We start from the raw sequence: 13,193 nt of genomic DNA, 5'->3' as shown, positions 1-13,193 counted from the left end.
ACAGTGTACCGTGGCAGCCTGTTGGCTACCACGGTACCGACTATACGTTTTTATTGCTGCGCCTGTACGCCTCCTACCGTGGCGGCTGCGGGAGCAACCACATTAGGTGTCAGGCTAAGAAATGGACTCAGGTAAGTTGGATTGAATACTGTTGGAGTAGCGAGTCCTGTCACAACAGGCGGTAATACCGGGCCTGTGAGATGTGTGCCCGCAAAGCTCACAATATTGCTATAATCATTAGCACCTACAAAGTTGGTGTAAGCAGTGATACTCCGTCCGGTTTCATTTGCCAGTGCCTGCACTGCTGCAGGGTCATGTGCTACGTTACAGGCAAGTACTACCGCTCGGCCTCCTGCAGTACTTTGTATGGTAGGCGCCAGCTCTGCCAGCGGTACCATAGTACCTCCTACATCCACCATTCCGGGTATGCCATGTGTACTTAACACCTGCACACCTCTTGGCACAGTGGGGGCAAAAGTGCTTGCCTGTCCTGCGAGCGCCGGATCGGGAGATAGCATCCGATAAGATCCTCCGGAGAACCTGGATATACCAAACCTGGCGACGCCTGTTCCCAGCTCTGCTACATTGCCGATCAATGCGCCTCTTTCCAGCCCTCTCTCTCCATCTACTGCCGCACCTACTGTACCGCCTACCAGTCCACCCGGAGAACTGAGGGAAGACACCGTACTCAGTGCATGCGACATTTCCTGGTCCTGCGCAGCAGTAGTACCACCACTGTAGGAAACGCCCAGTTGTACGGCACTGGCAGTAGTTACTGCAATACCTCCGGCTGTGGCCATGGCACCAGCCGCCAGCACCAGCAAAGGTGTGGCTGCACCGGCAGTAAAGATGGTCAGCAAGCCTGCGCCCAGCAATAACAAACCAGTGAGTAATGTGGCACCACCGCGGCTCCAGAAAGAACGTTCTCCTCCGCCGCCTCCACCGCTGCCGGTACCTCCGGGCGTACCGCTGGAGCTACCTCCCGGCGTTCCCTGCGGGCTACCGCCGGGACTTCCCGTTGGGCTGCCACCAGGACTACCGCCTGGGCTACCACCTGGACTGCCACCAGGGCTACCGCCTGGAGATCCACCCGGAGATCCGCCAGCCGCACCACCTGGTGTGCCGGTGGAACCACTTTGTGGGTTCGTATCCGGAGGAGGCGCTCCTGGCGCACCTCCGGAAGAACCTCCTGTTGGCGGCGGCGTAGTACCACCACCAGAGCCGGAGCCGGCCCCGCTTCCACCTGGGTGAGTGGCGCCTGAGCTATGAGAACTGCTGCGACGTCCACGTGGCAACCGGTAAAGATTGTCATCACCGAAATTCCATCTTCCACCAGTACCACTGGCATTTGGTACCCAGGTAGGCATTCGCCGGAAACCGTAGCCCTGTCTTCTTAAAACCCGGGCAATATCAGCTTCCGTTTCATGACCCGTGGCATGACCGCGAATCGTTACCCCGTCCATGCCGGTAGGATCATGTTTCATCACAGGATTATTGGTACAATAACAATACAAATTCAGACCATCCACAAATCCCGCCGGATCACTGCTGGTCCAGCGCCCCAGCCAGGCCGCATAGTAGCGCGCGCCTACATAATAAAAGCCGGTTTCCTCATCTCTTTCCTTACCACAGAACCGGTAACGTTTCATACTGAGGTCAGCCCCCGGTTTCGCAATGCGGTAGGCCGAAGTACCAAAAGGATGATATTCTTCATAGGAAATCACTTCCCCGGCAGCATTGGTTTCCATCACGGCTGAACCAATAAGGTTGCCATACTGATAACGTATCACCGGCACATTTAGCGCCGAACCCGGATCGCTACCCAATGTATCAATGGTTTTGGTATCCACCTGGGCAATAACACCGGCATTATCGGCCACCCGCAAAGTGTAGCGCTCAAAATCAGGCGCTCCCATACCTGTGCTTTCACGGTAGATCTCTACAGCACCGAAGTAAATACGCTCCAGTTTTCTTCCACCAATACGCTCAATAATTTTCCGCGCCCGTTGTCCTCCGGAACCATACACATAATATGCATGACCACCGCCTCCCAGGTTCACCTCACTTAGCTGCGACTGGAAATTCCAGGTGATGCTGTTGGCACCAGGTAAATGCGGCATGGAAGTCATATTGCCTCCGGCGTTATGCACATAGGTACCAGAGAATACCCCCGGTGCATCTCCCGGCATACTGGTCGCCTTCAACCGATTCGTGACATTGGAAGGATCATCTTCATATTCATAGCGATAACGTTGTTGCCAGGTAGCCCCGGTAGCGCTGTGTTTCAGCGACTGAATATTACCGCAATCATCAAAAGCATACTGCTCTGTATATATCCGCACCGCTGTACTGTTATTCATTTCCGGCAATTGCGGAATGAAGGCTATATCTGTATTATTACGCTGCGTATCCATCGACAATCCCGAGTGCTCTCTTCCACTGGCTTTAGTCAGCTGATAAATAGCATCGTATTCAAACAGCGACTCGGGATATACCACGGTATTTTTAAAAAAGTGGGTTTGCTGCGCATCATCCCTGATCTGGGTGATATTACCCACCGGATCGTATGTGAACGAAATGTTTTGCAGGGCTGCCGGAGTGGTATCCGTATCTTTCTGCAGTGTTAACAGGTCCGTTAAACGGAAGGTCAGCGGATCATAGAAATATTTTGTCACCGTACCATTACCATATTGTGCCATTTGCCGTTGTCCTCTTGCATCATAATCCTGGCTTTTCAGGAATGGAATAAAAGCACCGGTGCCACCAATTTTTACGTTCAGGGTGGCAATAAAATTAGCTTCATTATACGTTGGCTGTACTACAGAGTGATCTGGCAAAGTAGCCGTAACAGGGCGATTCAGCGCATCAAATGTTCCGGTGGAAGAATAAGTGGCTGTTTCCAGCAGTGGCTCAGCGGCAGTGAGAATATCCGCTATAACGATGAGCCCTTTTAAAGGGGTCCAGTCTATGAGTTGTTTATAATCTTTGGTTAACCTTTTCTCCGCCTCGGTGATATTACCTTTAAAATCAATCTGCTTAACAGTGCTTACACCGCTCTGATCATATACCTGGTATACCTTTCCCTTCATGTTCAGTAATTTAGCCTGTGCATCGGGAAACAGATCACCATACACCACACGCGCAAACAACCATTCAATAGCACCTACTTTCAGGTAACTGCTCACTGGCCGGTCCAATGCATCAAAGTCAAAGCGGTAATACTGACCAGCGGTATTCCACATTTTATAAATGCGGCCCTGTACATCCTGGAATACCCATTTGTCTCCTTTCTCAGCAGTATTGGAATACATAGGTGCACCGGCCAGGTTGCTCACACCATGACTAACGAGGCGGTTCAGCTGATCAAAGGACTTAGAATACCTGCCCAATGCATCTGTTTCTACCCATACAGCCGTTGTTTTACCACCACCGTAATCTGATATCGTCATCAAAGGCCGGCCAATAGAGTCTGCATGAAAAGTAGCTGGTGTATGGTTATGCCGGGCCGTTAACCATGCTGCCCTTGTTTCCGGATCAGATGGTTCCGGGTCTGCCGGTAAAGGACTACCACGATCACTGTACCATTGGCTGGCCACCACGTTATCATTTACATCGAAAGAGCTAAAATACCAGGGATTAAATTCAATATTGGAAAAAGTGCCATTGGGAAATACCGTTTTTATTAACCGGCCGGTAGGATCGTAATATCGTGTTGCCGTTGCACCGGTTTCCACCAGTTCACTTTCAGATTCGTAATCAGAAGTGGTGCTGAAATAAGGTTCATATTTTTTTACCACATTACCCTTATTGTTATAGATCGTGCGGCCGTTGCCGATCCAGCGGGGATTGGCGGCTACTTCATCTACGGTGTGGGTAACAGGATTCCAGACTTTGGCTTTACCAGGGTTCACCTGATTTTTAGTCATGATCACACCGCCGTTGCCATTGGAATAAACGTAACTTTCCTGCCACCGCGGATTGGAGGCACCATGTTGTTCCCTGCTGAAACAGTGTACATAATTGGGTTTTCCATTATTTACCCAGTTAAAAAGATCATACTCCATGCGGTTGGTAGGATCTGCCAGGGTATCCCCATCACTGCTACCCGCCTTCCCCATGACAGCTATTTTAACAACAAAGCCCAATTCATCTGTTTCCACCGCAGAGCGGTTTCCGTTGACATCTGTCAGTAGCCACGGCTTCAGTACCCGGTAATCATTATCTGCTGTCACCGTGTTACCGATAGCATCTGTGCTGCTTTCCACCAGTATATGCAGCGCATCATACTGTATGTGATGTTCACGTCCGAATACATCTTTTGTTCCCACCGGGATATAAAAATCGGCTGCCGGTGTACCAGAAAAAAGATCTATCCCGGAAGGCGCCCACCAATGTGCATCAGCTTCCGTATGTGTGTAGCCAGCATCTGCCAGCATCACCGGCGTTACTTCCGTACCATAATATTTGGTGACCAGGTTTTGGGTAAACGTGAGTTGGTATTTTTTATGTACAAAACCCAAGGCCGCAAGCGTTCCCAACGCCAATGGACCCGAGAGATCATCTTTCAGATAATAGATCCGCCCATGAGCGGATAATCTTTTCTGAACACCGCCCGTAAATTCTTCTTCATATTGGATGACGGTAGCCCCCGGAGCACCTGCCAGATTTATTTTATGCAGATAAAAACCGGGAGGGAGAGAAATACCTGCTATTTCATATGCTTTCGATTCACATAGCTCACGGAGGCGATAGGTATCATCCCCTATCACATCTGTCGTATATGCGGTTTCATTGTAGGTAATATGCAGCTGTCGCTGTTCATCCCATACTTTATCTGGGATATCGTTGGGGGCTACAGGCCTGTTCAGCCGCGGATACAATACAGCGGCAGCTTTGGTGGTATACCCCAGATCATCTGTTTCCAATACAAATGAATGTGCGATACGGGGATCTCCCGGATTTCTCTCATAAGCATAGGTAATACTTTCCGATGGCAACACCAGGAAGGAAGCATATCGGTTGCTGCCTTTGGGTTGTATCAGTCGTATTTCATTGTTGGCCTGCATGGCAGTATAAGGACACGACTGTTGCAGGCTGCCATCAAACGCATATATCTCTGTTCGAAGATGTTGTCCCTTACAGGCCCTCAGTGCCTCATGAATTTCATACGGCTGCAAACCTGCTGGCAGTATGGGTTCGGGCATATCATACGCAGTAATAGTACCATTAAAATATTCTGCGGCACACTGATGCAACAGCCGCTGATTGGCCAGGTAAGCACCTGTATGGAACCAGGAGATGCTGGTAACAGGCGGCTGGTGCAGATCTTCTTCTACTACATTCAGCGCCACATTCAATTTAAACTGACTGAATACTTCCGTATCATTTTGTTCTACCCGGGCAAATCCCCGGAATTCCTTTTCTGTAGCATCGTAGTAGCCGTGGCGATAGCTGTAGGTATTGCTAAAAATGGTTTCCCTGATCTTATCGGTAGTTGTTACGCGGGAAATACAATGTACCGGGAACGGAAGTTTCGTGATCCAGGGAATGCCTTTCGCCTTATCTTCCAGATAATAAAATGTGGAAGATTTGTATTCAATGGTCACTTCCTTGCCACAGTTATTTTTATACCCGATCAGCAAAGCCGGTTGCTTACTCCCCATCAGATCGATATACTGCAGCGGTTTGCTGGCTATCGGAGACGCATATACGACAGCGGCCGTACCAGCTCCCAGGAAATCCATAACGGAGATATGGGACATATTATCCACTGCAGGAAAGGCCGTGAGCACTTCCGGGGCAGCAGCCCATTCGTTACCGTTTAAGTTCATCCATACACTGAAATTATTTTTACCCAGGTAAATAATATCAGTGGTACCGGAGCCATCAACATCGGCCAATCTTAAAAATGCAGGATTAAACTGATCGGGGTGATCAAATACCGGTGCATGATCCATGCTCACTTTCGCGCCAAAACGGCCATAGCCAAGATTGGGCCAGTAACAGATCTCTCCGTTACGTATGCGTACAATATCTGTCAGTGCATCTCCACTCATATCCGCCAGGAAAATACATTGCTCCTGGTCCGCAAAAACAATGGCCGGCCCTTTTTCTTCATCAGCAGCTTTCATCACTGTTTCCGGCACTTTAAATCCTTTCTCACCCGCTCCTGCATACCAGCGAAACTGGTATTCATCGGTATAGAGCATATCAGGCATATGATCTCCGGTGAGATCAATAAAACGCATGTTCTTTTCTTTCGGATAAAGCACCGGCGTTTGCTCAAAATACCGCATCCCTTCCCACCCGGCATCTTCTGTTAGTTTGAAAAAACCATTGTATTGTTTATCAACCTGTACGAGGTATTTGATTCCATTCCCTTCCAGCTCCTGTATCATCACTCCTTTATTGAGCCCTTTATAAGAGGGCTTCGGAGCTACCGGCTGCGCAGGAGAAAACTGTCCATTACCAAGATTGGATTTATAATACCATCCGCCTCCCTGTTCCGTCAGTATACCCGCAATACCTTCACTATAGAGATCTACCCACAGATAAGTTTTATCGTCTATACCTACCGGAGCATGTACCAGGTTATCGGCACTTACAGATTGTACACTGGTATTCCATTCATGGGCCTGATACTGCAGCTCCAGTTCCGGGAAATATTTTGTTCGGTATACATTGTTACCTGCATCCCAGAGATGTCCGTTTTGCCGGGCCCTTACCAGGAAAGAGAAGCCGTTTACCTGATCGCCGTTACCGGTCAGCGGAAGCGCATCGTCATAAAACAGTTGCAGGGATTTTATCAGGCAGGGATTTACCGGCAGCAGTGCATCAGGGAAGCAGTGAAACATCATCACCCGGTTACACCTGCGATAAGTACGAATTTCAAAGCCGGAACGATAGGTAGAAAAAGGATCTTTGCGGCAGGTCCAGGTGTTTTTTTCCTGGTCAATATCTTTCGGGATATCAATGGCGGTATCATGTTCGCCGTAGTCAAAAATCACTTTGAAGAGAAAATCATTTTCAGCCGGCAGGGGATCACCCAGGTAATAGGCCTGTTGGTTGCCGTAGAGTACTTTTTTGATGTATAACTGGGTGCAGTGATGGAGCCGGTTGGTTTCATTTTTTTGAGCCGGAATACCGGCAAAGTCTTCTTTTTTATATACCAGTTGCACCAGGTTTCCTTTGTCGTCATGGGTACGGCAAAGCAGCCATTTAAACACCCGGTTTTCGTTGTCCGGATCAACGAGCCTGCTGTCTGCGGTGAAACCGTAATAGGAAGTATGATTATCGCCGGAAATTATCCGCCAGTGTACCAGGGTGGAACTGAGGTCTGTCCATTTTTCAATACGGGTAAATGAACCTTCAATTCTCGGGCGGTAACGCATAACGGAATAGTTAATGCCGTCTACCGTTCTGGGGACAGGTGTATTTTTCCATTCGCTGCCATTCCACTCCAGGAGAGGGATCAGGTCCTCTGCGCCGGACAGCACAAAGGTATCTGATTCTGTAGCATCCTGGTAACGAGGCAGCCCGTCTTCCGTTTTGCGGCTGATAGCAGGGATGGTAATTTCCCATCCCAATCCGAAACTGCCATTACCGCTACCGGAATGATAGGCCAGGTCAAAGCCGGGCAAGTATCCGTTGCGACCCGGACTATATGGAATGGGGATGGAAAAAGCGGCCGTGCCGGAAACTGCATTGACATTAAATTTCTCGTCGACACCTTTAATGGCGCCACCGCCTTTGGGCAATGCAACAACGGGCATCTGAATGTCGCCGGAAGAGGATGAGGCTGAATCGTTGCCTGATGAGAATACGCTTCGTCCGGGATAATCCGGAGGATTACCCGTTTTTTTGGGGTCATGAAGAGGCATAATCTACTTTTTATTTTAGGGTTTGGGGTTCCTGTAATAAAATTAAATCTTTTCTTGTAACGACGGACGTTTTTTTTCTATTGTGCAAAAAATTAACGTTCGGGTTCCAAACATCCATGCGTACATGGTACACAAAGGTATCGGAAGTGCAAAATAGCCACACCAGTTAAATACCTTTCATATTATGGAAGTCATGAAGGCATGATTTTCTTCATTCAAAAAACGTATACTCGTAAACGTTAGCAAGCATTTTCATCTCATCTCAGATAGCTACTTTCTATATAATAATAAATTCCTGATTATTGATATTATATTCGCACCTCAAACAAAAGCTGGAAATTATCAGCTTAACCGATTATTTTTATAGTGTTAGCAAAAATTCTAACGAAATTTATTCAACTTCCACGTTATGAAAAAGGTCATTTTTCTCAAATCCTTTTGTGCTATATCTGCGCAAAAAACACTGCTCATTACAGCGCTGTTCTCTTTAGTAGTCCACGTTAATCAGGTTATTGCCAATAATGGCAAACTGCTGGCGGGCACCAGCAAAATCAACATCACACCTAAAACTGATCAGCCAATCCATGATTCTGTTTTCGCCAGAAGCCTGGTACTCGATGTAAATGGTCAACGGCTGGCGTTTGTTTCGCTCGACCTGCCCATATTTACGAGCGACCGTGTTGAGCGGGTCTGCAAACAACAATACCATATTGAAAAGGTGATACTCAGTTCCTCGCACGACCACTCCGCTCCTATGGTGGATAATAAAATCAATGTGTCGGAGAGCAGCCCGTTCCAGCCATTCTACGAGGATCAGATCATCAGGGTAGTAGGTGAAGCGGTAGCGCATATGTTCCAGGCAAAGATCGCTGCCGGTAAAAGTATTTTCCCGCAACTCGGCTTCAACCGTTTGATAGTACGTGAGGATGGTCATGCACGGGAATCGTGGGTGGGCGACGAACATTACCGCGTTGAAAATCCGGAACGCATTCCGTTTGGTCCCGTTGACCCGGAAGTAGGTGTACTCAAAATAACTGATATGAAGGATAACCCAAGAGTGATTATGATGAACTATGCTATGCATGCTGATGTAGTTTGCTTTAACTATGCAGTTTCAGCCGACTACCCGGGTGTGGCATCCCGAAGGGTGGAAGCAGCTTTTGGAAACAAGGTGGCCTGCTTATTTGTGAATGGTGGCGGAGGTAATATTGAATCGCTGATGATCAGTCCCCGCAGATCAGGGCCAACAGATACTGTACAAACCAACTATGCACCCATGGAGCGCACCGGTGAATTACTCGCCTGGGAAGTGGTGAAGCTGGCAAAAAACATTGCCATGCCAGCCAGTGAGGAAACAGATATCAGGTATAAAGTAGACTCTTTACATTTTGTTGGAAGATATGACGCCAAACGTGCATTCAACGTACATCTTATTACCCTGCTTATCAACAATAATATTTCAATAGCAGTATGCCCAGGCGAAATGTTCGTACAATTTCAGCTCGACTGGAAGGATAAAATGAAACTGGCTTCCACGAATGGCTTTTTATTTGGTTACTCATGGAGCGGCGGTAAATGGCCGGGGTATATTGCCGATGTACGCTCGGCTGCCCTCGGCGGATATGGTGCCGATGGTGATAACCTGATCCAGGTGGGCGCTGGTGAAAATATCATGACCAAACACCTGGAAAATTACTACCAACTCACCGGGTTAATGCGCACTTCCTGGTCAAAATAATCATATTATAATTAAGAATCCTGAAAATGCAAATATACAAATACACCTGCGGCAACACTGCTGGCTTTCGTATATTTGCATTTTCAATTGTACCTATGTCCATGAAACATTTATCTACACTTTTCCTGTCAATGATTTTTTGTCTGATTGCCTTTACTGCCAAAAGTCAGTCTGCATGGAAAACATTTAATCATAAAAATGGCTATACCTTACAATTGCCTGATTACTTCAAAGAAGGCTCCCTGGTAGCGGGTGGTACGCTACAGTGGTACCCCACAAAATTAGACAACGACATATCCGTTACGGTTGAAATGTGGGGAAACGGTACGCAGGAAGAGTTACAATCTTATTACAACAATGACCTGAAATCAGAAAAGGGCATTACCTATAAAATAATAAAACCCACCTGGTATGTGATAAGTGGTCATCTGACCGATGGCATCGAGTTTATCTTCTACCAAAAAAGTATTATCAGAAATGGTGCGCTGTATCATCTGCGAATAAGATATCCTGAAAATCAAAAGCAACTGTTTGATGGTATACTGGGAAAAATATCGGCATCTTTTAAATAGCCCCACCTCTTCGGTGTATGGCTGTGATTAAAAGATCCTCTAACTAACTGTTTCAATATACAACCGCTGCATATCGTTGGCATCAAGTCCTGCGGCTTTGCAGGTATGCACCAGCTGCCCGCTTTTCATGATTCCTATATGCGTACCAATGTTAACAGCATTAAAAATATCATGGGTAGCCATTAAAATTGCCTTCCCCTGTGCGGTGAGGTCTTTTACAATAGCGCTGAATTCGGCGGTAGCTTTAGGATCCAGGCCGGAGGTAGGCTCGTCCATAAAAATCACATCGGCATTTTTTGCGATGGCAATTGCAATGCCTACTTTTTGCCGCATTCCTTTACTATGGCTGCCTACCGGCTTATGAATTGCTGCCGGCTCCAGTCCTGCCCGGATCAGGAATGAATTTAATGCTGCTTTCTGATAGCTGAATCCCGCTATCCTGCTAAAAAATTCAAGGTTCTCCAGGCTGGTCAGATTCGGATATAGCATCACCACTTCCGGAATATAAGCAATATGCCTGCGGGTATCCTGGCTATCTGCCTTTACTTTTTTCTGCTTAATAAATGCCTCCCCTTCTGTGGCTGCAATAAATCCCAGGAACAAATTGATGGTGGTTGTTTTTCCCGCACCATTTTGTCCAAGCAAACAAAATGCTTCACCCGCACCTATATTCAAATCAAGGTGATCGAGTGCCAGGTGCCCATTGTAATGCTTTGTTAGTCCACGAGCAACAATCATAGTACATCATTTATAGTGCCACAGGATGTCCCCCGCGGCACTATCCGGTTTATAATTTTATACCTATCGTAAATTTGAAATTCACAGGATCTCCTTCTATAAAAAAATAGTTCACCGCATTGGGAATCGGGTAGTCACTACCAATATCACCGGATGTCACATATCTTTTATTCAACAGGTTATCTACTACCAGTCTTGCATAATAATGTGGCGCGGAAAAATTGATACCAGCATCAAATTTTGTGTAGTCTGGAAGACTAACATCCTTTGTATAAGTACTCCGTTTTACCTGGGTGGTTTGTCCAAGGCTCACAGCAACAATTCTATTTCCTTTCAGCGGCATACTGTATTGCACCCATGTATTAATAATCTGTTGGGGGGTGCCTGGCAACTTGTTACCGATCAGGGCAGATCCTGCGGTATCTTTAGTAATCCTGGCATTTACAAAGGTGTAATTGGCAGAAACGGATATGCGGGAATTTACGCGGCCTAAAATGTCCACTTCTACGCCGTCACTGGCATATTCACCAATCTGCCGCTTAAAGTTGAGTGCCGCATTTTGTACATCCGGCATCAGCACATTACGTTTAACAGTATGAAAGGCATTAACGGAGGAAAGTAACCGGGCCCCATACCACTGTTTCTTTACGCCCAGCTCCATATCATTGTTTCGTTGCGGATCTACGGGTACACCATTGGATTTACCTGTTGCTTCATTAATACCACCTCCTGCTTTAAGGCCGCTTTGTGGCACAAAAGACTGATCATATAAAAAGAAAGCAGAGAAAGTACTATCTATCAGGTAAGTGAGCGCAGCCCTTGGTGAGAAGGCACGCTGTGAAAATAAATTCTCTTTTGCCGGCCTTGATGGCGTTACTTTCTGGATAGTTTTATTATTGTACCACGTAAATCTTCCCCCCAGCGACAATATCCAGTGGGAGGTAAATTTTATGTTGTCATATACATAGGCAGATTCATACGTCAGGTTATTCCTGAATACACTCCCTGCCCCAGGGTTCATGATAGCTACGGAGTCCCTGTTTACCGAATAGTTTAATTTATTTCTATAGAGAGGGAAGGTATATAATCCAAATCCTGTTTGAAGACTATCCCTGCTGGAAGTAATATCACCTCCGATAATAAGCTGGTGAGTGAATGCACCAGTGATGACCTTTCCGTTAAAATATAATTGAGAAGCAAATGTTTTTCCTCCTATCGCAGCATGACTGGATAACCTCGCGGTTTGCCCCTGCTCATCAAAGCTCACTCCGGTATAGGTTTCAGAAGAAAGCATGCTCCAGGTATCGTAGGGCGACAGGTTGTATTGTGACTGTGAAGTCAGTTTCCAGTTGCTGTTAATAGCATGACTAAACAATAGCCGCATTGTTTGCGCCTGGTAATATGATTTGGGTAAGCCAACAGCCGCACCGTAGTTCAGACCGATACCATCATGTAAGGCGTCTGCTGCCGTCCGTATCTTGGTAATATCAGACCCGTTCCTGGTTTCACCCCTGATAAGATCGTACTCTGCTAACAGGTAAGTGTTGGGCCTAAAGTTATATTGCAGTACAGGCGCCAATACATACTTATCCGTTTTCAATTCATCCAGGTAGCTGTTCCTGTGCTGGTATGCAGCATTAAAGCGATAGGAAAAGCCGCGGCTTTTCACGTTACTCCCTGCATCTACCGCAATCCTTCCCATACCAAAACTACCGGCGGTGGCGGTTACGTTCAACAGCCGGCTGCCAGGCGTTTTGGTGTTGATATTAATTGTGCCGCTTGCCTCTCCTACGGAGTTTACGAATCCGGCCGGCCCTTTGATCACATCCACGCTTTCAAATAATGCCTCATCATCGAGTACAGCACCGTAATTGGCGTGCCTGGGCATCCCATTGATAATGGAATAAGCGCTGAAGCCCCTTATCTGTATAGACGATGAATGATCAAACGGCGTACTGTTATACCCGAAGTATACGCCGCTGGCATTGCGGGCTACATCTTTCAACTCCAGTCCCCCCTGTTGCTTTATCAGCTCCGCTGAGATCCCTATAATATTCTGCGGCATCTCTATGAAAGTTAGCTGCTGCTTCAGCGAAGCCGGCAAAGTATCTTTTACCAGGTCCCTGTTTTTCCTGGACAATACATCCACGGCACGTAAGTCACGGTGGTGAAGGGTACTGTCTTTACGTTGTGCATTTACCACCGCAGCATGCAGGAAGCAGGCCAGGCAAAAAAAATAATGCGTTGTTCTCATTTGTATAGATT

The 13,193-nt window shown here is 47.1% G+C and carries 5 protein-coding genes; 2 read left to right on the top strand and 3 right to left on the bottom strand.

Features of this window, described 5'->3' with window-relative positions; all coding sequences use genetic code 11:
• Nucleotides 1-50: 50 nt before the first annotated feature.
• Nucleotides 51-7,880, bottom strand: a complete 7,830-nt coding sequence (locus AB4Z08_RS21120; protein WP_441575765.1) for a SpvB/TcaC N-terminal domain-containing protein — start codon at nt 7,878-7,880, stop codon at nt 51-53.
• Between the two features lie 409 nt (nt 7,881-8,289).
• Here AB4Z08_RS21120 and AB4Z08_RS21115 point away from each other — a divergent pair, with 409 nt between their 5' ends.
• Both AB4Z08_RS21115 and AB4Z08_RS21110 read left to right on the top strand, forming a co-directional pair.
• Entirely contained in the window at nt 8,290-9,618 is a 1,329-nt protein-coding gene (locus AB4Z08_RS21115) for a hypothetical protein (protein WP_441575764.1), read from the top strand.
• A gap of 101 nt (nt 9,619-9,719) precedes the next feature.
• A complete protein-coding gene (locus AB4Z08_RS21110; RefSeq protein ID WP_441575763.1) occupies nt 9,720-10,190 on the top strand; it encodes a hypothetical protein in 471 nt (156 codons plus the stop codon).
• 39 nt (nt 10,191-10,229) lie between these two features.
• Here the strand turns inward: AB4Z08_RS21110 and AB4Z08_RS21105 are convergent, their stop codons facing one another.
• On the bottom strand, nt 10,230-10,928 hold the full coding sequence (locus AB4Z08_RS21105) for an ABC transporter ATP-binding protein (RefSeq protein ID WP_441575762.1): 699 nt from the start codon (nt 10,926-10,928) through the stop codon (nt 10,230-10,232).
• Nucleotides 10,929-10,977: 49 nt separating this feature from the next.
• Entirely contained in the window at nt 10,978-13,182 is a 2,205-nt protein-coding gene (locus AB4Z08_RS21100; RefSeq protein WP_441575761.1) for a TonB-dependent siderophore receptor, read from the bottom strand.
• Nucleotides 13,183-13,193 lie beyond the last annotated feature (11 nt).

Source organism: Chitinophaga sp. RAB17 (genome assembly GCF_052114225.1).
Lineage (GTDB): Bacteria > Bacteroidota > Bacteroidia > Chitinophagales > Chitinophagaceae > Chitinophaga.
The sequence above is the reverse complement of the archived record's forward strand: the minus strand, read 5'-3'. Positions and strand labels throughout refer to the sequence as shown.